The organism is Paenibacillus paridis, from assembly GCF_006345825.1.
GTDB lineage: Bacteria > Bacillota > Bacilli > Paenibacillales > Paenibacillaceae > Pristimantibacillus > Pristimantibacillus paridis.
Window position 1 is genome coordinate 1 of the sequence record NZ_VCIX01000066.1, and the last position, 26,067, is coordinate 26,067.

A 26,067-nucleotide genomic window follows, 5' to 3' on the forward strand; every position below is an offset into this window, starting at 1 on the left:
GTCTAGTAAAATGCTTACTTTATTGAAAAATGAAAAACGATGAGAACGTGAGTATGAAGCAGATAGACTCCATAATTAAGGGGCCGAACCGGTTTCGGCTATTTGTGCCAATTTAGATCTAAAAATTAGATCTATTTCCCAAAAAACCAGCCATGTCCGGCCCATTTGGAGCATCCAAGCTAGATTAGATCTATTTTCTAGACCTATTTCCTCTTTTTAGACTATCTTAACCAGAATAGATCTAAAAAATAGATCTATTTCTCTAAACCCGGCCCTACCTTTCCTAGTTGGCGCCGCTGGGCTATGGACTATCAGTGACCGACTGTGCGTCCATAAGTTGAACGCCAGAAATGAAAGATTAGCGAGGCGAGGGAATCATACTGGATAAACGAAGTGTTCTTCTTAATAGCCGAATAATTAGCTTTACATGTCTTAGTCAATCTAAGAACTCAGCTGCTACCGCGCCCCCAACGAATGTTCTACTCGCGCAGCGACCAAAACGAGAAGCTTTAGTTGAACTTATATAGATCCATGATGCAACAAACCGCCTTCCGGCTATGCGCCGAAAGGCGGTTTGTTGCATCATATTCGTTGTAAATGGTGGCATGCTGCGAGTCAGCTTGGGTCTGCGCGATGACTTTCATCGTGTCGAGCAGCGATGTCCATGATGCCGCGAAAGAGCTTAGTCGCCTGGTTGTCGCTGCCAGGCGGTTTGTTTTCCGCAAGCACGGCGATAGCGTAGCGCGGCTTTTTGACCGGGCCGTAGCCCGCAAACCACTGGTGGTTGCGGGCGGAGCCGGCCCGGATCGTCTCGGCGGTGCCGGATTTCCCGGCCACTCGCCACAGCCCTTGGCGGATCGATCGACCCGTCCCATGGTCGACGACCGCCTGCATGCCGCGCAGCAGCGCATATGCAGTGGCCGGTTTAATCCGGCCACTGCTTTGCGCCCGCTGCGCGGGGAGCTTCACCATCCGCTGGCCGTTGGCATAGCGGATTTCACTAACCAGGCGCGGCTCCATTACGCGCCCTCCATTCAGCAGCGTTACAATCAGATTCGCCGCCTGAAGCGGCGTCATCCGGACATCACGCTGCCCAATACCGCTTTGCGCGAGCACGCCGCCGTCGACCGCTGCCAGCGTCGCTGCACGGTCTCTCGCTTTTCGCGCACCGTCCAGCTTCCCGCCGCGCTTGCTTGCGCTCGCAGCACCCGAATCCACTGCCTCGCTCCCTCCAGCCAGCCTTCCCTTCGAATTGCTTCGCACCGGCGCGAACAGCTGCCCTGCCTCCTCTTCCTCCAGCAGACGCAGCGGACCGCCAAACGGCCCAAACGCCTGATCGCGATGCCAGCCTGCCTGTAAGCCGATGCCTAGCGCTTCTGCCGTCCTCTGCAGCTCTGCCGCCTGCAAGCGTTCTGCAAGCGTCGCAAACAAGATGTTGCACGACTGGGCTAATCCCTCTTGAAGCGTCAGCCTCCCATGTCCGCCTTCCTTCCAGCAGGACAAGCCATACTTGCCGTATTCTCCGTTGCAAAGAAACGTCTCCTTCCGCCTGACCACCCCTGTCTCCAATGCAGCTGCCTCCGTTACCAGCTTGAATACGGAACCCGGCGCAACCGCCCTCAGCGCATGATTTTCCCATTCGGTGCCATCTGCCGTCATGAATTGGCCCGGCTTAAGCTTCGGACGAGACACCATTGCAATAATGTCCGCATTGCTTGCATCCAGCACAACGACCGCCCCCTCCTGCAAGCCTTGCGCGTCCAAATAGGCTTCAATCTCGTTTTGTAATTTCAAATCAATGGTCGTTATCGTTTTGAGCGGGTAATAGAGGTTGCCAGGCTGCGTAATCCGCATATCCAGGCCCTGCATCGGCGCATTTCTCCCATCCATAAAATAAGAAACCGAAGTCGGCCCTACTCCATGCAGCAGCTTATCCAGCGACTTCTCCAGACCGGAGCCGCCCACCTGCTCCGCCAGCTTCCTTTTGCCAGCTGCCAGCTCATTCGCATATTCCCTTTGCAGCCATTCCGGATGCTGACTCGTAAAACCAATCCAATGCTTAGCTTCAAAATCCGGCAAATAGCGGTTGCGGTAAGGCAGCACCCGAATTCCATTTAGGTTCAGACTTTTAATGTTGTCTATTTGAGCTTTAGTAAGGCGTATAGGCTGAAGCCCACTTTCCGCCTTCCAAAAGACAGGCTCTCGCACGGCGTCCCATTTTTGCAGCAGCTGTTCCTCAGTTACGCCTAAAACGCCGCTTAACTTTTTTAGTCCTTCATCGCTGCCTCGCTCCTTAGGCGCTACCGGAAATAAAGCCGCGGATGAGTAAGTTTCTCCGGTCACAGGTATTCCGAACCGGTCATAAAAATCGCCCCGCCCCGAATCCAGCACCAAATTGCGTTGGCGCTGCAGCACCGACAGCCGCTGCCAGCCGCCACGGCTTGCCTGCGGGGTAAGCACCGATGCCGAAGAGCTTGCCGGCATAAGCTGAAGCCACGCAAGCCGAACGATAAACACAACCATAATCAATGTGATCAGGCAAGCAGCAATCCATATCCGTTTAAACATAATTCCTCACCATGATGATCGTGCCCCTTTTCATTCTTTCCAGAGCATATTCGATGCCTACATCCTCATCGCTCCATTCGATATAGGTTCAGTATCTCCTTTAACCAAATCCTTTCAAACCTCCCTCTTCTCTCCCCAAACAAAAAAAAAGAGCCATTCAGCACGATTGGCCTGAATAGCTCTTTAGCTTATCTATGAAACGAATATGCCTATCTCAAATCTGTTAATCGATTTTAAACTGGGAGAGTGATTCCTTCAGCTCGCGGGACACCGTATCCAGCTTCTCTGACAGCCTTACCATGCCATCGCTGATGCTGAGCTGCTCCGAGCTAAGCGAAGCTACTTCTTCCGACGTGGCAGAGGATTCTTCGGCAACTGCGCTTACGTTGGTCATCGCATCGGACAATACGGCTTGGGACTGATCCAGCTGACCAATAGAATCGGTTACCAAATCAAGCTTTTCTGTAAGCTCGCCCATTTGGCTCGATACCGTCAAGAAGATTTGGTTCGCTTCTTTGACGGACCCAATTTGCTCTTGGAAAAGCGGATAAGCATCCGAAAGCACAAGAACCGTCTCGTCGATTTCGCCTCTGATTTTTTCTGTGATTTGACCAACCACATCGATAGACTGGCGTGATTGATCTGCAAGCTTACGGATCTCATCGGCAACCACCATGAATCCTTTGCCCGCTGCCCCAGCCCGCGCAGCTTCAATCGTAGCGTTCAACGAAAGAATATTCGTTTGTTTCGTCAAATTATTAAGCACATCCAAAATTTTAACGATAGAGCCTGTGCTCTCTTTCAGCGCGTCTACCTTCTCGACCATGGAGCGCGTCATTTCCTCCGTCATGCCGGTCTTCTGAATAAGCACGCCCATGTAGGCCGTACCTTGCTGACTCGCCTTCTCCACTTCTTGCGCAGAGCTGACCATCTGTTCATTGGCATCAATTACTTTTTTCATTTGCACATCGATATGTCCCGTCAAATCCGTGCCTCGCTCCGCCTCAACTGCTAGACTCGTCGCACCGCCTGCAATCTCTTCCGTAGCAACCGCAATCTCCTTAGCGGAAATCGCCGTTTTTCTGGAGGCATCGCTTAGCTCGGTTGCCGTGACCAGAACCTCTTCAGCAGAACGTGTCGTCTGAATGGCCAAGCCCTTGATTTGCGTCATCATAAGGTTAAAGCTTTCACTTAGCTCGCCAATCTCATCCTGCCGCTTCTTCATTTCGGAACGAACCGTAAGATTTCCACTCGCGCCTTCATTCATCAAATTACGAAGCTTAACTAATGGCTGAGCAATCGTCATAATGACTAGGAAGCCAATCGCGATCGCGATAAGAGCTGCGATCAGCACGGTTATCCAAGTCAGGTTCTGAATCGCTTTCGCGTCTTTCACAAGCTCCTTCACAGGTACCGTTCCCACAAGCTTCCAATCCATAGTGGAGAATGTTTTGTAAGCAGCCAGCACGCCTTCGCCGTCCGTTGTCGTCATCTTCACGGAGTCCTGCTTTGCTTTGTCGCCTTCTTGCGGCAGCGTTATATTTGCTGCCTTGCCGATTAAGCTAACATCTGGATTAGTGATGTATTGGCCCTTCTCGTCAACAATCGCCACCTGGCTGCCTTCTCCGAGATTAACGTCACGGTACCGTTCCGAAATCGATTCCGCAGGAATTTCCAATAACAATACATAAGACGCTTCGCTTGAAGTCGTGTCTTTAATTAAACGGCTTAAACCAATCGTAACCACGCTTGATGGATTGGATAGGCCTTCCGGCTGAGGCGGAATCCAATTGGTTTTGCCTGCTTTTTCGACGGTTTCCTTGAACCACGCCGATTGCATCAGCTTCTCGGCGCTGCTGCTGGTTGCTGAGCCTGCGGTTACAGTGCTAAGTTTAGGATTCACCGGCAACAGCATCATGGAAACAATCGTGTTGTTGCCCATGCTGTAGTTTTGCATTTTGTCCCCTAGTTTACGCGAGGATTCAAACTGTGTGTAATCGTCTTTGGCGTCCAGCATCGTTCGTACGATTTCATGGAAATCCTTATCAATTAAGATTTGCAGCGACAAATCCTCGTAGGTCTTGTAAATGACATCAAGATTATTGGCTACCTGCTTGACCGTTTCAAAGCTTGCATCGGAAACTTTGTTTTCAATAATAGATTTAGACTTCGAATATGCCATTAGACCTACGGTTAATACACAAGCAATAATACTGCAAAAAATAATTAAAAATAGCTTTAATCCTACCGACTTGATAGGATTGGACATCTTCGTTCCCTTCATACCTGACTTAGCCGCCTCAGTTATAGCTTTCAATCCTGATTGCGCTTTCAAATTTAGGTCAGACTTTCCGTTAGCCGCTGAGCTCCCCTGCCCAACCGGCTGTTTTTGCTTCGACTTCTTCGCTTTTTGTTCTTCTGGATTTTTCATTGGGTAAGACACCGCCTTCAATATTGTAAGTCTGAAATAGTGCATATGCAGCTAGCGAATCTTGCCGAAATATGTATTAATAGTGTATTTACAGTATATTATTTTATATCGACAGAAACTAGTCATTTCATAAGAATAAAAACAAAAAAAGAGCCTTATTTTTTAGAAAAAATAAGACTCCAGTCATGGCTCTGCACTATTCTACTTTTTTCCTATTTTCTTCCTCATCATATCCATAGGCTTTACGGGCTTTAACGTTCTTATGCGAATGTGCTGAAGCGGATGGCGTGCGGCCTCCAGCGAAGCACCCTCTGCATCCGTTATTTCGGTAATCGTCTGCTTGAAGAAAGTGCCCTGCGGTCCTACAAATTCGATTTCCTGTCCGAGCTTAAAATGATTGCGCTGCTGAACAGTAGCAAATCCGGACTTTGCATCATACTCCAGCACTACTCCCGCAAAATCATAAGGTGCCGCCTTCTCCTCCGGCTCGTAAATATGGTCCTCCGCTCCGGGTACATCCAGGAAAAAGCCCGTATTCAAAGGCCGATTAGCTGCCTTGTTAATTTCTTCAACCCATTCTCGCTTTAATTCGAAATGCTCTGGGTCTGCGAAATAGGCATCAATCGCTTGTCGATATACATTCACGACCGTTGCGACATAGTGGATGCTTTTCATTCGACCTTCGATTTTAAAGCTGTCTACTCCTACTTCGATCAACTCAGGCAAATACTCAATCATGCACAAATCCTTGGAGCCCATCGTAAATTTATCTTCTTCCTCGGGATACAGCGGCATATCGTCTACAAATAGATCGTACTTCCATCGGCAGGACTGCGAGCAGCCTCCTCGGTTTGAATCCCGATCGGTAAAATGATTAGACAGCACGCAGCGTCCAGAGAAGGACGAGCACATGGCGCCATGAATGAACGCTTCGATCTCAATATCCACATGCTTCTTGATTTCAGCTATGTCCTTGAAGCTCGTCTCGCGAGCCAGAACCACCCGCGGCAAACCCTCTTCCTTCCAAAACTGGACCGCCTGCCAGTTGAGTGTCGATTGTTGGGTGCTCAAATGCACTTCCAGCTTCGGAGCTACACGCTGCGCAGTCTCGATAATGGCAGGGTCTGCCGCAATAATGGCAGAAATGCCTGCCTCCTGCAAGGAGCGAAGATAGTCCTCCAAGCCCTCAACATCCTCATTATGCGCATAAATATTCGTTGCCACAAATACTTTGGCGCCATAACGATTGGCGAATTCTACGCCTTCCTTCATCTCTTCAAAGCTGAAGTTGTCGGCATTGGAGCGCAGGCCGTATTTTTGCCCGCCGATATATACCGCATCCGCACCATAATGAATCGCAAATTTCAACTTCTCCAAGTTTCCCGCTGGAGCAAGAAGCTCTGGCTTGTCCAAGCGGTGCCGCTTTCCCTGGTAACGCGGAGCAACCTTATCTGTTGTAGTCATAGCTGTGCACCTCCTAAAGTTTTGCGAAGCAAAACTCACTTCGTAAGCATAATCTTTTAGTTTTGCGAAGCAAAACTCACTTCGTAAGCATGTTCTTTTAGTTCAATTGAATAGATTAATAGACCTGCTCTTTATAAAAGAATCCGTAGCTAAGCTCACGATTAGGATCCTGAAGCTGTTGAATCGCTTCGAGCCATTCTTCCTGAAACGAATAGTCGTCTGGATTAGCTGTATAAGCGTCAATCGCATTCCGATAAGCGCGAACAACGGTTTCATTGTATTCGATCGACTTCATTATTCCTTCGATCTTGAGGCTGGTTACGCCCGCCTCCATGAGCTCATGCAAATTTTCGACCATACAAATATCGTCTGAGCTCATGATATGGGTGCCATTGGCATCCTCAAAGATCGGATACCGCTCATCCTGGCGCTCCGCTTCCATCACATACAAGCCGCGGTCCTTGTCTTTGCGGGGCAGCCTGTCCGTTTCCGACTGATGCTCCATATAGCTATCCACAAGCGAGCGCTTCGAATGGTAAATATTCGTCATCCCATGCACCTGAACCTGAGTTTCAAGTGCCGTGCTTGCCGCCGTCTCGATTACCTGCTCCATATTCAGCTCGCGCGCGAGCACAAAGCGGGTTGCGCCTCTGCGTCCCCAATATTCCGCAGTGACGAAGTTAGTCGATGTCATCTCCGCATTCCAGTGCAGCGCAATGCCGGGTGCATGTTGCCTTGCCGCCATAAGAACGGCAGGATCACCGAACACAATGGCATCTACGCCCGCTTCAGCAAGTGAAGCCACATAATCGTCAAGACCATCTGCGGTTTCATTGTCCATCAAATTATTTAAGGATGCGTAGATTCGCACTCCTTTTGGCTTTGCTATTTCTACGGCCTGCGCGATCATTTCCTTGCTGAACTCGCCGGAGAGCCGCATGCCGTAACGGGCCTCCCCGATAACAAAAGCATCGGCACCCGCGGCTATGAGCCGCTCAAGCTCTTCCAGCGATCCGGCCGTAGCCAATAATTCCGGCTTGTAAGCCATGCTTAATCCTCCTCAATTGCATAGAGCTGCCGCGTTAGCACTTAGCCAGCGGTTTGGTTGCTCTTCTCGATGTTTCTCAAATGCTCTTTATACGTTTTTGCGAACAAATGCGACTGGCTTCCGTCTTTTTTGGTCACATAGAAGAAATAATCCGTATCCTCAGGATATAAGGCAGCCTCTATCGAATCAAAGCTTGGGCTGGCAATCGGTCCTGGCGGCAAGCCTTCCACTTTATACGTGTTATAAGGGCTATCTACCAATAGATCCTTCTCGTAAAGCCGCTCTTTAGGCTTGTCAAGGGAATATTGTACCGTAGCGTCAATTTGGAGCTTCATGCCGTCGGCAATGCGATTATAGATCACACCTGCGACAAGAGCCCTCTCCTCGTCTACGACGACCTCGCGCTCCACCAATGAAGCAATCGTCAGCAGCTCATGCAAAGTCATTTTTTTCTCTTCCAGCACATCCATCCAGCCTTCAGGCAGCATGGCCAGCTTCCGGTCAAACTCAGATACCATCCGTTTGATAATATCCTCTTCGGTGCTTTCCTTTTTCATTTCATACGTCTCAGGGAAGAGATACCCTTCAAGGCGCTGGTGCAGCTTATCGCTCTCCGGTATAGAGCGTACAGTTTCGGCATCGCCCCATGCCTGCGTGGAGGCAACCAAACTCAAAAACTTTTCTTTATTAATAAGCTTTTCTGCTGCAAGCTTATCCGCAATTTGCAATACAGTGAAGCCTTCCGGTATCGTGAAGCGAATCGTCTCCGCTGCTACCGTATCACCGGCATTCAGCTTTGCGATAATCGCATCTTTGTCCATTCCAGGGCTAATCTCATATTGTCCCGCTTGAAAACGCGAGCCTTGGTCATTCAGCTTCAGATAGTACTTAAATATAAATGAGTTTTTGATGAGTCCTTGCTGTTCAAGTAATTCTGCAACCTCATTTGCCGACGTACCTTTTGGAATATCAAACTTTTGCATCTCTCCAGCAGCTGTTGGCTGCAGGCTGTTCCATACGTAAAAGGCTACGCTCCCTGCTCCAACGATCATAATACCTAGCAAACTTAAAATGACCCATAATGTAATGCGGCTTCGCTTCGGACCGGATGATGAATACTGGTCGCGATGCTCTGGCTGCTGCGATGACTTGTCCAACCTTAGACCCCCTCTTTATATTCCTTCATTTGTACTTAGTCCATTTGCACAGGCAAAGACAGCCGAAACCAAGCTCTGACGGTTCAGCTGACTTATATTAGGATAATCATTTCACATTCTTTGTAAGATTAGGTGTTTACATGCAAGAATAAACGGCTTGGCCGCCCTCTGCAAAAGGACAGTATCCGTTTATCGTCGAAGTAAAAGTTTTCTTTAACGTGTTAAACCTAGAAAGCCTTCGATTGGAACGAAAGAGCGGTTGTAAACCGCTCTTTCGTTGCTAGCCTATTGTGGTTCAATTATGGGCGCTCATCGGTTGCGAACAACAAATCGTCATAAGCCTCCGACGCCGCTTCCCATTCTTCATCATCTTCAATGTTCTCCAGCTGCGGTTCTCCGCCAACCTGAATAACGCGGAACAGCTCTACATCTTCTTCGCCACGCATCGGATCGGATTGAAGGGCGGCATACACACGATCTCCAAGCTGAAATTCAGCCTTGATATCGTATACTTCCACGCTGCCGTCATCGGCTTGCAATTCAATTTCGTTTCCGAAAGCGTCTCTCAAGCTATTCAGCTTTTTTGGCGCTTCATGCTCAGTACCAGACATTAATTTTCTTCCTCCATCTCGCCAAGGAGCGTGTTAAACGTTTCCTCGACCATGTTCCATTCTTCTTCATCTTCAATCGTGTAGAGCTTCAGATCATCGCCTTCTTCTTCATAACGGAAAGCGTATACTTCATCTTCCTCGTCATTTTCGCCAGCGACCGGAACAACCATCATATATTTCTGATCGGAACCATCAACCTCAAATTTCATGATGACTTCGAATTCCTCTTCGTTGCCTTCTTCATCCGGGATATAAATAATTTCCGGCTCTTCGAATTCCAGATCTTCTTTTGTCATGTTTACCCTCACCTTTTCGCTTTAGAATCGAGATAATTTTGCAAAATAAGCGTTGCCGCCATTTTGTCGATTACGAGCTTTCGCTTCTTCCGGCTGACGTCCGCTTCAATAAGCGTTCGTTCGGCAGCTACCGTTGTCAGCCTTTCATCCCAAAGGTGAACAGGTATGTTTAGTTTCTGCTTAATCTGTTCTGCGAATTCCATACAAATTTCGCCACGCGGACCGATGGTACCGTTCATGTTCTTCGGCAGACCCACAACGATTTCACTAACCTCATGCTCCTTAACCAAGTCGGCAATACGGTCAAATTCACTTCCATCGCGTCTGCGTTCAATGACTCCGGTACCTTGTGCGGTCCAGCGAAAGGCGTCGCTGACCGCTACGCCAATATTGCGGTCACCATAATCCAATCCCATCAATCTCATGTCTTGTCCGGCTCCTGCCTGCTTTGTTATTGTTTCTTGTGGTTTAGATAAAACCGGACAAGCTCTTCAATTAATTCGTCTCGTTCCTTCTTGCGAATTAAACTCCTGGCGTTGTTATGCCGCGGAATATACGCGGGATCTCCGGACAGCAAATACCCAACGATCTGGTTAATTGGATTATATTCTTTCTCTAGAAGCGCTTCATGCACCGATAGCAGAATGTCTTGAGAAGATTCAACCCCCTCCGCCTTCACGTTAAATTTCATTGTATTGTCCATGGAACTCATCGCCAGCACCTCGCTTTCCAAACCGCTTTTCAGTGGGATATACATTTATATCATATCACATTTGTTTGACTAAGAACCAGTTCTTCCGCAAGTTTCAAAGCTTCATCTAGCTTTGAAATATCTTTTCCGCCTGCTTGGGCCATATCTGGACGGCCTCCGCCGCTTCCGCCAACGTGAACGGCAGCCTCTTTTACGATTTTCCCAGCATGGAAACCTTTTTTGACAAGATCGGCAGAAACAGCCGCTGCAAGGTTAACCTTGTCTTCAGAGACCGCTCCGAGCACGATTACGCTCGACGCAAGCTTAAGCTTCAATTCATCAACGATGCCGCGCAGAGCGTCCATATTCGGCGCACTTACTTTCGCGCACAATACAGTAACTCCGTTAACTGTCTTTGCACTTTGCTCAAGGGAGCCTGCCTCGATCCGACTTAGCTTCGCTTGCAGCGATTCATTGTCACGTGAGAGGTCCTTCACTTGGCCAAACAATGTCTCGATCCGTTTTGGAACATCACTAGTGTTTGATTTCAGCAATGCAGCAGATTGCTTAAGCAATTCCAGTTGACCCTCCAAATAGGTATACGCATGCTTGCCTGTTACGGCTTCAATTCTTCGTACGCCGGAGCCGATTCCGCTCTCGCTTAGTAGCTTGAACAGTCCGATTTGCGACGTATTGCCTACATGACAGCCTCCGCAAAGCTCAAGGCTATAGCTTCCTACCTGCACAACCCGCACTTCATCGCCATACTTCTCGCCGAACAAAGCCATTGCGCCCATAGCCTTCGCTTCGTCGAGTGATTTTGTTTCTATATTCACAGCTGTACCCAGCCAAATTTGTTCATTCACGCGGCGTTCGATTTCCACGAGCTCCTCGGCCGTAATACTGCCAAAGTGAGAGAAGTCGAACCGCAGCCGCTCTGCTTCAACAAGCGATCCCGCTTGATTGACATGGTCGCCCAGCACCTCTTTGAGTGCTTTATGAAGCAAATGCGTTGCTGTATGGTTCTTGATAACATCATCGCGAACGGTTTTGGTTACGACAGCTTTTGCCGTCTCGCCATTGCGAACTGAGCCTGCGGTAACAACCGCATGATGTACGCTCTGGCCATGCGGAGCCTTGGTTACATCTTCGACTTGAAGGGTAAAGCCCTCGCCGCTGATCAAGCCTTTGTCTCCGATTTGGCCGCCGCTCTCTGCATAGAAAGGCGTTCGGTCAAGAATAACGGCAACCTTGCTGCCGTTAGCTGCTGATTCTACAAGGCTGTCTTCATGAACGATAGCTATAATTTTCACTTCAGTTACCAGTTCATTATAGCCAACAAACTCGCTTTTAATCGTAAAATCGCCTAGCGGGCCTCCCTGCACCTTCATGCTGCCCGTGTCCTGGCGAGCAGAGCGAGCACGGTCGCGCTGCGCTTCCATTGCTGCGTCAAAGCCTTCGCGATCAACCGTCATCCCGTTTTCCGATGCAAAATCCTCCGTCAAATCAAACGGGAAGCCATACGTATCATAAAGCTTGAACGCGTCTTCCCCGCTGATCTCCTTATTGCCTGCCTTGGTAGCCGCTGCAACAAGATCGGACAGCATAGCCAAGCCATCGGAGAGCGTTTCATGAAAGCGTTCCTCCTCTGTGCGGATCACGCGCTCAATAAATTCACGCTTGGCGACAACCTCTGGATAGTAAACGCCCATAACCTCACCGACAATCGCCGTCAGCTGATGCAGGAAAGGACGGTCGATTCCAATCGTTTTCCCGTAGCGCACAGCACGGCGAAGCAAACGGCGAATGATATAGCCTCGTCCTTCATTAGAAGGCATAACGCCGTCGCCAACCGCGAACGCTACCGTACGGATGTGGTCGGCAATGACTTTAAGCGCCACATCATGCTCTTCGTTCGCTTTGTAGGTTACCTTTGCAATCTCGCAAGTACGGTCGATAATTGGGCGGAACAAATCGGTATCAAAGTTGGAATCTACGTCCTGCAAAATTGATGCAAACCGTTCCAAACCTGCGCCTGTATCGATGTTTTTAATCGGCAGCGGTGTATAGCTGCCATCTTTGTTATGGTTAAATTGCGAGAAAACGACGTTCCATACTTCAAGGAAACGTTCATTCTCGCCGCCCGGCCAGCATTCCGGATCCGAAAGGTCGCCGTATTTGTCGCCGCGGTCATAAAAAATTTCCGTACAAGGTCCGCACGGGCCCTCGCCGATGTCCCAGAAGTTTTCCTCCAGCTTGTAGATGCGCTCGGCAGGCAGGCCGATTTTTGTATTCCAGAAAGCGAATGCTTCCTCATCCTCGGGGTATACCGTTACCGACAAGCGGTTCGGATCGAAGCCGATCCATTTTGGCTCGGTAAGAAATTCCCATGCCCATGTGATCGCTTCTTCTTTAAAGTAATCGCCAATGGAGAAGTTGCCCAGCATCTCGAAGAACGTATGGTGGCGGCGCGTCTTGCCGACGTTCTCAATGTCGTTCGTACGAATACATTTTTGCGAATTGGTAATTCGCGGGTTTTCTGGTACGACTCGTCCGTCAAAATACGGCTTCAGTGGCGCCATGCCTGCATTTATCCATAGCAAGGACGGGTCATTATGCGGAACGAGCGATGCGCTTGGTTCAATTTTATGGCTTTTGCTTTCAAAAAAAGCAAGCCATTTTGCCCGGATTTCACTAGCTTTCATTAGTAATTGCCCCCTTTAAATGATAAAACACAAAAAACGCCCCTGTCATAGACAGGGACGAATAAATTCGCGGTACCACCCTGGTTATTGCGCAGCTGCAAGCAGCAAGCACAATCGCCTTCATTAGACGATAACGGGTCCAACCGATGAAGTTCATTCACACTCCGAAAATAGCTTTCGGCCACCCTTCGTCATAAAAGCTTTCTCAACCGACGCATCGCGATCCCTGCGGATCGGCTGCGAAGAAGCTTTCTCTCTGGCTAACGGGCAATGGCTTACTTCATTTCGTCAACGTTTTTTCACCTATGTAATTACAGCTGATTATTTTAAAATTATAGCCAGACCCTAACAGCCTGTCAAATAATCTTTCTCCGCACGTAATACGCGAACATATGCTGAATAATGACCTTGCACGCCGCAAAAATCGGAACAGCCAAAATCATCCCTACAATCCCCGCAATTTCCCCGCCGACAAGCAGCGCGAAGATGATTGATAAAGGATGCATGTGCAATGTCCGGCCGACCACCTGCGGGGAAATGACATTGCCTTCGAGAATTTGGCAAAGCACGTTAATGATGCCTACAAATATGACCATCTTTATAGAAACTGTGGACGCCATCAGCAAAGCGGGAGCCGCCCCGAAGAAAGGGCCCAGATACGGAATGACATTCGTGATCGCCACGATACCGGCAAGCAGCAGGGCATAAGGCATACCGATAACCAAATATCCGCAATAGGCTAGAACGCCCACGATGACGCATACCAGGAACTGGCCGCGGATATAGCTACCAAGGGCCGTATCGATATCCTTAAGCAGCCTTACGGTGTTTTTGCGGTGCGATTTCGGCACATAAGTGATGACCGTCCGTTCAAAGACATCAAAATCCTTTAAGATATAGAAGGCCAAGAACGGAATAATAAAGGTGATAAAAACCGCATTGACCATCGAGCCGATATTGTTGACAAAGTTGAACAGGCTCTCCGACAGTTTTTTTTCTATATGGACTAGAGACTTGTTAAGCCCGCCGCGGATGCTCTCCGGCAAAAAGGAGGTATTGTTAATGTCGGTCACGATATTTTGGGCGCGCATAGACAGCTCCGGAACATGCCTGTTCAGCTCCTGCACTTGCTCTATGAACATCGGAATCAAATTAACGAGCAGCACGGTAATCATTGCGCAAAAAACAGCATAAATAAGCAGCACCGCAATCGTTCTGGGTACTTTCCGATCATGCAGCATCGTTACGATGGGATTAAGCACATAAGAAATAATCATGGCAATAATAAAAGGCGCCAGCACGGCCTTCAGAAAAATATAAACATTTACAATGAGCGGCTTAATTTGCAGCATCAAATAAATCGCGAGCAAGCCTAATATGAGGTAGATCAGCCACACAAACAGACGGCTCTTCGTAAAGCGCTCCACCGCCCTCACCCCCGAACATTCTTTATCCCGCTAGGCTTGGCAAGCCGGACAAGCGGAACTAGTTCAGTATATGTAAAAGCGGTATAAATCATCCTCGAACAGCAAAAAAAAGACGGCCAATGACCGTCTTTCCATATTCGTAGCTATTCATTCATTATATCAGTTAACATGTACCTGAGTAATTTCCTCTTCGAAGAACAGGTCGTCAAGCGAGCTTAACGTGCCGTCCTCTTCCACTTGGTATACCGACATTTTCTCGCCGTTAACCGTCAGTTCAATGAAGCAGCCCCAGCAATAGAACTGGTGGGAACCGATCTTTCCGATATCTTTCGAATTGCAATTCGGACATCTCATCATCTTTCATTTCTCCCTATTCTCTGAAATTGGAAGCTGCGACAGGCTCCAATTCCGCTTCACTGACAGCAGGAACAATAATCGCGTCTTCCCCGAGTAATACGTTTTCCGGATCACTCGGCGCTCTCAGCCATCTGCGCCCTTCCATCAGATCCGAAACAAAACCGTCCGTAAGCTCGTAGCCTACTATTTGTGTACCCTGTTTTGGGTAAAAATAAACATCGGACACTCGGCCAAGTTGCTCGCCCTGTACCGTTATAACGGGTAAATCCTTTAATTTCACTATTCCTGTGTAAAAAGAGCGCAGCATTTGCTTCGACTTCATCCGAACGATCTCTGCTTCACTTGCGATAATAACGGCGTCCTCACCGCAGGATAACACGTGGGTCCACTCCACTATTTTGACAGATGAAACAAACCACCTGGGACAATCGAGTATTAAGCCTTTCAGCTGCCAATGCTCGTCGAACCAAGCATCCTTAACGGTTCCAACAAGCTTGCCGGAATGGATGACGATGACGGGAAGTCCAATAAGCCGTTGAAGTTTAATCACGCTTAGCCGGAGTCCTCCTAGTAGTTATTACGAATACGCCTCACGATTGTTCCAACTTTTTGTGCGGCATCTTCTAATTCCTCCAAAGTATTCCCCAAACCGAAGCTAAATCTTACAGCGGAATCAATTTGCTCTTGTGGCAATGCCATTGCCCGCAGCACATGCGAGCGCTCCAATGCGCCGGATGTACAAGCAGAGCCGCTTGCAGCCGCAATGCCTTCCATATCTAAATTCATAAGCATGGTTTCTGTATCCACACCGATAAAGCTGATATTTATGATATGGGGCAAATAATGCTGCTCGCTTCCATTGATAATTATTGGCACTTCAACCTGCTCCTTGAGCAGCTCTATCCATCTCTTACGAAGCTTGTCCATAAAAGGTTGCTTATTTTTCCGCTCGTTCACACAAATGTCAACAGCAGCCGCAAAACCGACAATACCCGCGATATTTTCCGTACCGGCACGGCGTTTGCGCTCCTGGGAACCACCATGCTGGATAGCATCTATCGGCGTCCCTGCGGCGACGTAAAGAGCGCCAACGCCTTGCGGTCCGTTAATTTTATGCGATGAGAAGCTCATCAAATCTACAGGGAGTTCATTTAGGCGGTAATCGCTCCAGCTCAAAGATTGGACCGCATCCACATGAAAAACCGCACCGCCTGCTTTGGCGATTTGCCCGATTTCTTCAATTGGGTGAAGCGTGCCTACCTCATTGTTGCCATGCATAATGCTGATAAGGCCGGTTTCTGGCGTCATTGCCGCTTGGATAAGAGCTGGCGAAGTTTGTCCGGTTTGGTCAACAGGCAGTACTGTAACCGTGAATCCTTCTTCCTTCGCCAACCATTCGCAAGTGTGAAGCACCGCATGATGCTCGCCTGCCGATGTTATGATATGGGTTTTGCCTCGTTTGCGCTGCGCTCGAGCCGCCCCAATCAATGCGGCATTGTCACTCTCCGTACCGCCGGAGGTAAATAACAGTTCAGCAGGCTTGCAGCCCAAGGCTGCAGCTATCGAATCACGCGCACGGTTAAGCTGCTGCTTGGCCGCCCTTCCGAACGCATGCATGCTAGACGAATTGCCGCCTGGTCCTTGCATGACCGCAAGCATCGCTTTCGCGACTTCGGGATGCATGGGCGTAGTGGCGGCATGATCAAAATAATGGTTTCTCATAGGCTCAGCTTCCTTTAATTGTAGAACTTCTACTGGTTTTCATTGACAAGAGTATAGCACAAACCACCTTCATATACAGCCATATGATTAACGGGAGCTTGGCATGCAGTCGCGTAACTGCCTGATACAGAAATTCGATCAAACATTCTTTCGCTTCCTAAAACATAATCGAGCGGTCAGCAATGGCTGACCGCTCGAAATGGGTGACGGAACATCATATTTGCCTAACCTTAGAAAGCCATTTAGATGTAGAACATGTAGCTATCGGGCTTGCCTTCATCTTCGAAATTGATAAGATCTGCCAGCGTGGTCGAATCAAGCACCTCGGCAATGCTGTCGCGAATACGCAGCCACAATTGGCGCTTCGCCGGGTCATCCTCTTCCGTAAAGTCTACCGGTGAAATCGGACCTTCCAGAATACGAATAATATCGCCTGAGGTTATGGATTCCGGGTCTTTGGACAAAATATAGCCGCCATAGGCGCCTCGAATGCTTTTTACCAGTCCTGCATTTCGCAAAGGTGCAACCAATTGCTCCAAATAGTGTTCGGAAAGCTGGTTTCGTTCAGCAATGCTCTTGAGCGAAGTGGGGCCTTCCCCAAATTTAGCCGCGAGCTCCATCATGATCGTTAAGCCGTAGCGGCCTTTCGTCGATATTTTCAAAGTGACACCTCTTTTATTGGTTTTATCTCTTTATGACTTGTCCGTTAGCTCTATAAACCTCTGTATTCCCATTTCACTTATATGTTAACATATCCTGCAGGACTCGTGTGCAAAAAGGTTGACATCTTCATGAAAAACTTTTCAGCCTATGGTACAATAATAGTTGTTTGATTCGAGCAAGGTGGTGTTTAGGATGGAAAAACCAAAATCTTCGACAAGAGTTGTCGTCGGCATGTCAGGCGGCGTGGATTCTTCTGTCACTGCCCTGCTGCTGAAGCAGCAAGGTTATGACGTTGTCGGCATTTTCATGAAAAACTGGGACGATACCGATGAATTCGGTCATTGTACAGCGGAGGAGGACTCGGAAGACGTCCGCCGCGTATGTGAGCAAATCGGCATTCCCTACTATACCGTTAATTTTGAACGGCAATATTTTGACAAGGTATTCACTTATTTCCTGGATGAATACAAGCGCGGTCGGACGCCGAACCCGGATGTCATGTGCAACCGCGAGATCAAGTTCGGGGACTTTCTGAAGCGCGCCTTAGAGCTTGGCGCAGACTACTTGGCGACCGGGCATTACGCTCGTGTCGAGCGCAGCGAAGATGGCGTAACGAAGCTGCTGCGCGGCGTGGATTCCAATAAGGACCAAACCTATTTCCTTAGCGCCCTAAACCAAAAGCAGCTTGCGAGAGCCATGTTCCCGATCGGGCATCTTCCGAAGCCCGAAGTGCGGCGGATCGCCGAAGAAGCCGGCTTGTACACCGCGAAGAAGAAGGACAGCACTGGCATCTGCTTTATCGGCGAACGGAATTTCAAAACCTTCTTGAGCGGCTATTTGCCAGCCCAGGCTGGAGATATGATCGACGTTGAGACGGGCGAGAAGAAAGGCCGGCATGACGGCTTGATGTATTACACCCTTGGACAGCGCCAAGGGCTTGGCATTGGCGGATCGGGCTCTGGCCTGCCTTGGTTCGTCGCCGATAAGGATTTAGAACGCAATATTCTCTATGTCGTGCAAGGAGAACAGCATCCTAGCCTTTACTCGGAGAGCTTAACGGCAAGCGGCATGAACTGGATGGTTTCCGTAGGCGAGACGCTACGCTGCACTGCAAAGTTCCGTTATCGCCAGCCAGATCAAGGCGTTACCGTATCGGTAGGCGAGGACGGCAGCGCTCATATCGTATTTGATAAGCCGCAGAAAGCCATTACGCCTGGACAGGCAGTCGTCCTATATGACGGCGAGGTTTGCCTTGGAGGCGGCACGATTGAAACGGTCCAAAAGATTAATGCAGCAGCCGCAGCAGTAAAGCAAGCTTAATAAGGAAGCCAAACGCAACAAGGCTGTCACGCATCCATCTGATGCAAGTGACAGCCTTGTTTATTTGCTGCATGAATGGTTAGCCCCATCTTTGCTCCCCCTCCGGCCTTCGGACCAACATACGGACAATCAGCCTGGAGATACGCAAATGATCGGTCTCTTCAATAATAAATTCGCATATTTCCGCATACTGAACGCATTGGTTATGGAGCGGCGGAATATCGATTTTCGAATAAATCCATCCTCCGATCGTATCATAATCATCCGTCTCGATCGCGAGGCCAAAGAAGCTGTTCACTTCTTCGATCAGCATTAAGCCGCTGATTGAATACGTATCGTCCTCCCGTTTCTCAAGCTGCTCCCGCTCCTCGTCAAATTCATCTTGAATTTCTCCTACGATTTCTTCCATAATATCTTCAAGCGTGACCAAACCGGAAGTTCCCCCATACTCATCAATCAAAATGGCGATTTGCGATTTGCGCTTCTGCATCAGCTTGAGCAGCGTACTAATTTGCATTGATTCGGGAACCGTCGTGATCGGTCTTGTAATTTGCCTAATATCTTGCAGGCTCTGCCCCGTATCCTTAAGCAAGTCCTTGATATGCACAAAACCAATAATGTTGTCCTTGTCATTTTCGCATACCGGATACCGCGTAAGCATCTGCTCCAAAGCGAGTCTTTTGTTGTCTTGCAAGGTATGGCTCGTGTTCAGGCAGATCATCTCAGTTCGGGGAATCATAATCTCGCGGGCGTTTGTTTCTGTAAAGTCAAAGATATTGTCAACGAGCGTCAGCTCTGTATTGTCGATCAATCCGTTTTTATGGCTCTCCTTCATGAGGATCCGAATTTCGTCTTCTGTATGGGCCGAATCCTTTTCGGAGGCAGGCTCGATGCCTATCCTCTGGAGAAGCTGGTTGGCTGCCCCGTTCAAGAGCCAAATAAAAGGATACATTAGCTTGAAAAAATAGAGCAGCGGCAGCGCTGTGAACTGCGCAACCGTTTCTGCTTTGCGGATAGCCATCATTTTGGGCAGCAATTCACCTAATACGAAATGAAGCATGGTAATGATCGCAAAGGCAATTAAGAACGAAGCCGTATAGATAAAAGCCTCATGATGAACACCGGCATAACCAAATAATGGGTCAAGCAATCCGGCAATCGCAGGTCCTCCGATCCATCCAAGCCCAAGCGAGGCAAACGTAATCCCAAGCTGGCAAGCTGATAAGTAGGCATCCAAATTCCCCGTTATCGGAGAAGCTGATTTAAGGCGCTTAGGCCCCTCTGAGGCCAGCGAATCGAGTCGGCTGCCTCTGACTTTAACCAACGCAAACTCCGCAGCGACAAAAAAACCGTTCATGAGGACAAGCAACAAAATAAGCGCCAAAGCTAAACCGTTCGGTAATGGGTCGCTCAACGATTCCCTGCCACTGACTAACCAAGTGAGCCTGGTGCAATGGCAGGTGCACCTCCTTTTGGAACAAAGATACGGCGATCTTTGTGTGATGTAAGTGCTCCCCTAGATGCCAAGCCGCCGCGTCGAATGATAGGAAGAAAAATAAGACGTTTGCCAGACTGTAATTATGTGTATTCCTCATAGGCTAGCCATTATACGCAAAATCCGATCTCCTGCTTGCGTTTTTTTGCGGCAGCGGAGCAGCGAACTTCTAGAAATGTTCATAAAGCCGCAACGATTTGATCATTTAATGGCAAGCTAACACCAGATGGAATCTGTTATAATTCAATCAGCTAAGAAGCATGGCTGTCCATAAACTTTGTAGGAGGATTACAACGATGAAACGAATTCTTTTGATTTGCCTCGCTATGCTATGGCTTGTACCTAGCGTTGCATTGGCCCATTCCAAGCTGGAGAACGCGGTTCCCGCACAAGATAGCACTGCTGCCGTCGCGCCAGAGCGCATAGAGATGACCTTTAATACCAAGATAGAGAGTCTCAGCAATTTCAAACTGCTTAATGCGGCAGGAGAAGAAATGGAAAAAGGTAAAACGGAGGTCGATGGCATGACGATGAGCGCTACTGTGCCATCTGTTCTGCCTAACGGCATTTATAACGTAAAATGGACCATTATTGGCGCTGACGGCCATTCGGTAGAGGGTGATTACTCCTTTACGGTTGAAGCACCTGTCGTAACTGCCGAGCCAACGGCTGAGCCGGATACCGCAACGGAATCGCCTGCGGAGACTGAATTGCCATCGCCTTCTCCTTCTCCTGAGGTTAGCGCTGACACAGGCAGCGGCAACGAATCCGCTGCAAGCAGCGATGGCACGAATTACACACCTGCGGTTATAATCGGAACCATTATCGTCATTGCTGCTGTTGTATTAATGCTTCGGAGGCGCAAATAATGATTTATGTCAGCGAAGGGCTGCTTTATGTTTGCTTCGCGATTTTAACCGGCACCTTCATCCTTCGGCTCATGCCGGAGGATCGGAGACCGAATGTACAGGTACCGAACGGTTTGCTGCTCGCATGCGCAATTGCCATTCCTATCCTGTCCTACGTTCCGATTCATAAGCTCGCGCTGGTCTTTGCCAAAGATTTTGATATGACTTATGGCTCTATTCTGAAGAGCATTTTGCTTGATATTAATACGGGGAAGGCATGGATATGGACAACGATTGGCTCAGCCGGGCTAGCCTTTCTTCTCGGTCTCAAAGCATTCCGCGATGACAAGCATATGCCCAAAGTAGCATTGTTCGTTACCTTTCTGCTCATTGTGTGGCTTGGTTATGCCGGTCACGCTTCCGCGCTTTACGGGTTCAAAGGGCTCGTTACTCACGCAGCCCACTTTCTAGCAGTGAGCGTATGGATCGGGATATTGTTCGTTACCAGCTGGTTCTCGAAGGATAATGCCCATTGGCATGCATTTCTGCGTTGGTTCTCTCCGGTTGCCATCGCTTGTGTGCTGGTTACGCTCATTGCAGGCTTTGTGCTCATGACGTTCACAACGCCCGAGTACGTGAACGCCTGGATGCTCCCTTACGGACAAATGCTTCTAATTAAGCATTTATTGATTTTACCGCTGCTGCTGTTCGCGTACACCAACGGATTTGGCTACAAAAAATGGGCAGACAGCAGTACTTCTTTTAATCCAAAACCGTGGCTGAAAGCAGAAAGCATTATTGCGCTGCTCGTACTGGCTGCAACCGGCGTGCTTGGCCAACAAGCCCCGCCGCATAACGTAAAGGAAACGCTCCAAACCGCGTCACCCTCACCTTTATTTACCGCCATTTACAAAGGCAGCTTCAGCCCGGATATTGCATTGAAATTCACGCTGCCGCTTGAGAGCATTCTGATGCTTGCTGCTGCTGCGGTGATGGCAGGCGGATTAGTATGGATGTACAGGGTCAACAAAGTGATACCTGCGTTTGCAATGGGCCTTCTGACGGCCGTATTCGGTTATTTCGGACTTATGTTCGCTATTGCGTAAATGATTCAAGCCGTTCTATCGCATAGCTGCAACAAAAAAACAGCTGGGCAGAAGCGCTTGGACGATGAACCTCTTGTAGGCACCGTTCAGCTATTCTTGCTCAGCTGTTTTTGGTTGTCATCGCTTCCTCCTTCTTTACGTAGGAGCAGCAAAGATTCGAATAAATCAAATATAATCTGAACTAAAATTTCTCGTTTTGGTCGCTGCTCGAGTAGATCATTCTATGGAGTCACGGTTGCAGTCAGATTCATGGATTGACTAAAACCTGTAAAGGCAATAATCCGGTTGCATAAAAAATAGATCTATCTCCCAAAAACCCAGCCATATCGTGCCTATTTGGCGCCGCTGGGCTAGATTAGATCTATTTTTTAGACCTATTTCATCCGTTACGGCTATTTGTGCCAATTTAGATCTAAAAATTAGATCTATTTCCCAAAAACCCAGCCATATCCTGCCCATTTGAGGCCGCTCGGCTAGATTAGATCTATTTTTTAGACCTATTTCTTCCGTTACGGCTATTTGTGCCAATTTAGATCTAATAATTAGATCTATTTTTCCAAAAAACAGCCATATCGCGCCTATTTGGCGCCGCCCGGCTAGAATAGATCTATTTTTTAGACCTATTTCATCCGTTTCGGCAATTTGTGCCAATTTAGATCTAATAATTAGATCTATTTTTCAAAAACCCAGCCATATCGTGCCTATTTGGCGCTGCTCGGCTAGGTTAGATCTATTTTTTAGACCTATTGTATCCATTTCGGCTATTTCTGCCAATTTAGATCTAAAAATTAGATCTATTTCCCAAAAACCCAGCCACAAGCTGCCTATTTGGCGCCACTGGGCTAGAATAGATCTATTTTTTAGACCTATTCTATTCATTTCCGCTATTTCTGCTAATTTCACGAAACAAGTGACCATTGAAACCGAAGAGCAGAGCAACAGGAACTTGAAAAACGGCTGCGATAACCGAAAAGCCATTCCTCCTTCAAAAAAAGAAGAATGAACGACGAAATCCACCAACTGCTGTTTGAACGCGCCAGTACGAATCACGATTCACTCTGGAAGAAATCCGCAACTATAAATGTGCTATCCTTGACCGAAGTTGCCCCGTTATGGAATCCTGCTATCAGAAACTAATGATGTCTAGAATCATTAGTTGAAATTATACAACATTCCTATTTCCATAATTTCGCGTAATACCACTGCATTTACTGGTTACGGCGCTTTTGCTGGTTTTGCTTAATCTTGTCTTCCATGCCCTGCTCGGTCGCTTTGTAGAACGTCATGCTGCCTAGGGTATTAGGCAGATACTGCTGCTTTACGTAATGATTCGGGAAGTTATGCGGATACTGGTATCCCTCATGTCCTAGCTGCTGAGCCCCTTTATAATGGGTGTCCCTTAAATGAAGCGGCACCTCGGCGCCTCCAGCGCGTTCAATCGCCGCTTCCGCATTGCCGATCGCTATAGCGGTCGCATTTGATTTCGGGCTTTCTACGGCGAATAAAATCGCCTGCGAGATGTTGTATTTCGCTTCCGGCCAGCCGATCTTGTGGTAGGCATCCATCGCCGTTACCGCTTGGATCATCGCCTGCGGATTGGCAAGCCCAATATCCTCGCTGCACGCAACGATCAATCGGCGGATAAAAGTCATTGGGTCCATCCCCAGCTTCTCTACCGCGTACAGAAACCAAAACAGCGCTGCATCGCTAGAGCCCCGCACGCTTTTGTGAAACGCCGACAGCACGTCATATTGCGTGGACAAATCCGCACGAATGGACGGCTTCCGTATGGATTCCTGAGCGACTTCAAGAGTGAGGCGCACCGAACCATCCATTTCTGACGGCGTGGTCACAGCGGCCAGCTCCAAAGCGTTCAACGCCCGACGGATATCCCCGCCAGCCATGGCAGCGATGTGACGCAGCGCGTCTTCATCCGCTTGCAAATCCATAAAGCCCAGCCCTCGTTCACGATCAGCCAGCGCCCGCTTCATGGCCTCATACGCATGCCCTTCTCCAAGCGACTCAAGCTGGAACAGCGTCGATCTTGACAGAAGAGCCCCATTGACATGATGGAATGGATTTTCCGTCGTAGCCCCAATAAAAATAATGATGCCCTGTTCAACAGCCGGCAGCAGCGCATCCTGCCTTGCCGTATTGAAGCGGTGTACCTCATCCAAAAAAAGAATCGTCTTCTTACCGTACATCGCTTTATTGGTACGTGCCTGATCGATAACCTCGCGAACATCTTTTACCGACGCATCCACCGCGTTCAGCTTTACAAACTCGCCTGCCGTACGCAAAGAAATAATATGAGCGAGCGTCGTTTTACCGCAGCCCGGGGGTCCGTATAACAAAATAGAGGATACCTGATCGCCTTCAATGGCCCTTCTTAACAGCTTGCCAGCTCCGACGATATGCTCCTGCCCGATATACTCATCCAGCGTTTGCGGCCGCATGCGATCCGCTAGCAGCCTTGCCCGAGGCAACTCCGTTTCTTGATAGGAAAATAAGTCCATTGTTCTTCCCAACCTTCTGCCTTCTGTTCCTTTAATCATAGCATATCCGCACATTTGTTCGCCAGAATTAGCCTCCATGTCCACCGCTTCTCTGTCATAGCTTCTGGTGCGGAGAAGCATTGCGACAGGGAAGCACAAAATAACCGTACCAGCGACAAAAGCGTATTCCGCTTTATCGCCAGTACGGTTATTCGTTTAAATCTTACTTGTCAAACGGAGATTTGAAGCCTCTCTCCAGCTTATCAATCGCTGCCGCTACCCGATTGGCACGTGTTTCCGTACGCTTAGCATCGGTAATCCATTTTATAAAGTCGCGGCGCTTAGCCGCAGTCAAGCTGCCGTGGAAAAACATCTCTGCCGCAGCAGAAGCCTGCAAAGCGGCTGTAAAGTCTTCCGGCAGCTCTAGCTCCGCGGCTGCGGTTGAAGCTGTTCCCGGCTTAGAGCCGGCCCTGCCGGCAGCAGTCGCAGCCGAGGAACGCCGGCTAGCACCGCTTTTGGCCAATCCGGCCGGACGGTAACGCATGGATGACCATGTGTCATCCAACGCTACCATCGCAACGCCTTCCACGCCAAACGTCAGCATAAGCCGCCAGCCCGTATCCCGGTTCAGGTCGGTCTTTATTTTGGACGATCCCTTCGGGTACGTAATCCATAACAAGCCATCCGGCTTCAAGGCTTGGATAACGGAAGGTGCACGCTCTGCAAGCTCAGCCAAATTCATAACGAACAGCAGCGCGAAATCATAAAGGCTGTCGGCCTCTATAACGGATGCATCCGAAGTTAAGCCAAGCTCCATCAAGTAATGCTCCATAGGCGGATTGAGGACGAGCGCCTTCATTTCCGGCGCCAATCTCAGCTTCTTGACAAGCCCCTCGTTCACAGCTCGATGCCGCCAGAGACAAGAAGGTCGTTTACAACGACGCTGACCATGATTAGACCGGCGACAGGCGGAACAAACGCATTGCTCGCTGGCGGCTGCTTAGCCTTACGAATTTCCGGCGCATTGTCCGGCACAATCTTCTTGGTTACATCCTCACGTGGTTTCATCGGAAGCTCCGTCGAGAACACGACCTTAACGCCGCGCTTGATGCCTTCCTTGCGCAGCTTCGTCCGAATGACACGCGCCAAAGGATCGGTATGCGTCTTCGAAATATCCACAACCTGAAATTTCGTCGGATCCATCTTGTTCGCTGCACCCATGCTCGAAATAATCGGAATTTTACGCTCCAAGCATTGTTTGATCAAATGAATCTTATAGGAAATCGTATCGGACGCATCAACGACGTAATCAAGCGGATATTCAAAAAACTGCTCAAACGTCTCCTCCGTATAAAACATGCGCAAGGCTATGACATCGCACTCTGGGTTGATCAGCTTGATCCGCTCGCGCATCAGCTCTGCCTTCGGCTGGCCGACCGTTGTCGTCAGCGCATGGATCTGGCGGTTGACGTTCGTTATATCGACAACGTCCTTGTCAACCAGGATGATGCGGCCAATGCCGGTGCGCGCAAGCGCCTCCGCGGCAATTCCGCCAACGCCGCCGATGCCGAGCACGGCAACCGTGCTCCCCTTCATTTGCGCTAACCCCTCTGGCCCAATCGCCAGCTCCGTACGAGAAAATTGGTGAAGCATCTGGCTGCCG

The 26,067-nt window shown here is 49.0% G+C and carries 22 protein-coding genes; 3 read left to right on the plus strand and 19 right to left on the minus strand.

Features of this window, described 5'->3' with window-relative positions; translation table 11 throughout:
• Positions 1–615: 615 nt before the first annotated feature.
• The 15 genes from FJQ58_RS02835 to cymR all read right to left on the minus strand — a co-directional run bounded on the left by FJQ58_RS02835 (position 616) and on the right by cymR (position 17,139).
• The gene (locus FJQ58_RS02835; protein WP_139990925.1) at positions 616–2,568 is read right to left on the minus strand and encodes a peptidoglycan D,D-transpeptidase FtsI family protein; all 1,953 of its coding nucleotides are present in this window, start codon (positions 2,566–2,568) and stop codon (positions 616–618) included.
• Positions 2,569–2,791: 223 nt separating this feature from the next.
• The gene (locus tag FJQ58_RS02840) at positions 2,792–4,999 is read right to left on the minus strand and encodes a methyl-accepting chemotaxis protein (protein ID WP_139990926.1); all 2,208 of its coding nucleotides are present in this window, start codon (positions 4,997–4,999) and stop codon (positions 2,792–2,794) included.
• Between the two features lie 201 nt (positions 5,000–5,200).
• Positions 5,201–6,463 carry a peptidase U32 family protein gene (locus tag FJQ58_RS02845; RefSeq protein WP_139990927.1) on the minus strand — a complete coding sequence of 421 codons (1,263 nt, stop codon included), beginning with the start codon at positions 6,461–6,463 and terminating at the stop codon, positions 5,201–5,203.
• A gap of 115 nt (positions 6,464–6,578) precedes the next feature.
• Entirely contained in the window at positions 6,579–7,511 is a 933-nt protein-coding gene (locus FJQ58_RS02850) for a peptidase U32 family protein (protein ID WP_139990928.1), read from the minus strand.
• Positions 7,512–7,552: 41 nt separating this feature from the next.
• Entirely contained in the window at positions 7,553–8,668 is a 1,116-nt protein-coding gene (gene mltG / locus FJQ58_RS02855; RefSeq protein ID WP_274382312.1) for an endolytic transglycosylase MltG, read from the minus strand.
• Between the two features lie 299 nt (positions 8,669–8,967).
• Positions 8,968–9,279: a DUF1292 domain-containing protein gene (locus FJQ58_RS02860; protein WP_139990929.1), complete on the minus strand. Its 312-nt coding sequence runs from the start codon at positions 9,277–9,279 to the stop codon at positions 8,968–8,970.
• Entirely contained in the window at positions 9,279–9,575 is a 297-nt protein-coding gene (locus tag FJQ58_RS02865) for a DUF1292 domain-containing protein (RefSeq protein ID WP_139990930.1), read from the minus strand. Before FJQ58_RS02865 ends, FJQ58_RS02860 begins: the two co-directional genes overlap by 1 nt.
• An 8-nt stretch (positions 9,576–9,583) precedes the next feature.
• Positions 9,584–10,000 carry a Holliday junction resolvase RuvX gene (gene ruvX, locus FJQ58_RS02870; RefSeq protein WP_139990931.1) on the minus strand — a complete coding sequence of 139 codons (417 nt, stop codon included), beginning with the start codon at positions 9,998–10,000 and terminating at the stop codon, positions 9,584–9,586.
• A 26-nt stretch (positions 10,001–10,026) separates the two neighbouring features.
• Positions 10,027–10,287, minus strand: coding sequence for an IreB family regulatory phosphoprotein (locus tag FJQ58_RS02875; RefSeq protein ID WP_053377682.1), 261 nt, complete (start codon positions 10,285–10,287; stop codon positions 10,027–10,029).
• 50 nt (positions 10,288–10,337) lie between these two features.
• Positions 10,338–12,971: an alanine--tRNA ligase gene (gene alaS, locus FJQ58_RS02880; RefSeq protein ID WP_139990932.1), complete on the minus strand. Its 2,634-nt coding sequence runs from the start codon at positions 12,969–12,971 to the stop codon at positions 10,338–10,340.
• 356 nt (positions 12,972–13,327) lie between these two features.
• Positions 13,328–14,398, minus strand: a complete 1,071-nt coding sequence (locus FJQ58_RS02885) for an AI-2E family transporter (RefSeq protein WP_139990933.1) — start codon at positions 14,396–14,398, stop codon at positions 13,328–13,330.
• A 159-nt stretch (positions 14,399–14,557) separates the two neighbouring features.
• Positions 14,558–14,755 (minus strand): hypothetical protein, encoded by a 198-nt coding sequence (locus FJQ58_RS02890; RefSeq protein ID WP_139990934.1) that lies wholly within the window; start codon positions 14,753–14,755, stop codon positions 14,558–14,560.
• 13 nt (positions 14,756–14,768) lie between these two features.
• Positions 14,769–15,305, minus strand: coding sequence for a PRC-barrel domain-containing protein (locus FJQ58_RS02895; protein WP_139990935.1), 537 nt, complete (start codon positions 15,303–15,305; stop codon positions 14,769–14,771).
• Positions 15,306–15,322: 17 nt separating this feature from the next.
• Entirely contained in the window at positions 15,323–16,477 is a 1,155-nt protein-coding gene (locus tag FJQ58_RS02900; protein ID WP_139990936.1) for a cysteine desulfurase family protein, read from the minus strand.
• Positions 16,478–16,719: 242 nt separating this feature from the next.
• On the minus strand, positions 16,720–17,139 hold the full coding sequence (gene cymR / locus FJQ58_RS02905) for a cysteine metabolism transcriptional regulator CymR (RefSeq protein ID WP_139990937.1): 420 nt from the start codon (positions 17,137–17,139) through the stop codon (positions 16,720–16,722).
• A 193-nt stretch (positions 17,140–17,332) separates the two neighbouring features.
• Here cymR and mnmA point away from each other — a divergent pair, with 193 nt between their 5' ends.
• Positions 17,333–18,460 (plus strand): tRNA 2-thiouridine(34) synthase MnmA, encoded by a 1,128-nt coding sequence (mnmA, locus tag FJQ58_RS02910; RefSeq protein WP_139990938.1) that lies wholly within the window; start codon positions 17,333–17,335, stop codon positions 18,458–18,460.
• 79 nt (positions 18,461–18,539) lie between these two features.
• Here the strand turns inward: mnmA and FJQ58_RS02915 are convergent, their stop codons facing one another.
• Positions 18,540–19,874, minus strand: a complete 1,335-nt coding sequence (locus FJQ58_RS02915) for a hemolysin family protein (RefSeq protein ID WP_139990939.1) — start codon at positions 19,872–19,874, stop codon at positions 18,540–18,542.
• A gap of 377 nt (positions 19,875–20,251) precedes the next feature.
• On the opposite strand from FJQ58_RS02915, the gene FJQ58_RS02920 reads away from it, so the two are divergent.
• Positions 20,252–20,824 (plus strand): copper resistance CopC family protein, encoded by a 573-nt coding sequence (locus tag FJQ58_RS02920; protein WP_162341269.1) that lies wholly within the window; start codon positions 20,252–20,254, stop codon positions 20,822–20,824.
• Positions 20,824–21,909, plus strand: coding sequence for a copper resistance D family protein (locus FJQ58_RS02925; RefSeq protein ID WP_139990941.1), 1,086 nt, complete (start codon positions 20,824–20,826; stop codon positions 21,907–21,909). The genes FJQ58_RS02920 and FJQ58_RS02925 overlap by 1 nt, the downstream gene beginning before the upstream one ends.
• Before the next feature lie 1,208 nt (positions 21,910–23,117).
• Here FJQ58_RS02925 and FJQ58_RS02930 read toward each other — a convergent pair.
• From FJQ58_RS02930 to FJQ58_RS02940, 3 genes are all read right to left on the minus strand, one after another.
• Positions 23,118–24,425: a replication-associated recombination protein A gene (locus FJQ58_RS02930; protein WP_139991040.1), complete on the minus strand. Its 1,308-nt coding sequence runs from the start codon at positions 24,423–24,425 to the stop codon at positions 23,118–23,120.
• Positions 24,426–24,627: 202 nt separating this feature from the next.
• A complete protein-coding gene (locus FJQ58_RS02935) occupies positions 24,628–25,305 on the minus strand; it encodes a YdeI/OmpD-associated family protein (RefSeq protein WP_139990942.1) in 678 nt (225 codons plus the stop codon).
• Positions 25,302–26,057 carry a tRNA threonylcarbamoyladenosine dehydratase gene (locus FJQ58_RS02940; RefSeq protein ID WP_139990943.1) on the minus strand — a complete coding sequence of 252 codons (756 nt, stop codon included), beginning with the start codon at positions 26,055–26,057 and terminating at the stop codon, positions 25,302–25,304. Before FJQ58_RS02940 ends, FJQ58_RS02935 begins: the two co-directional genes overlap by 4 nt.
• Between the last annotated feature and the right edge of the window lie 10 nt (positions 26,058–26,067).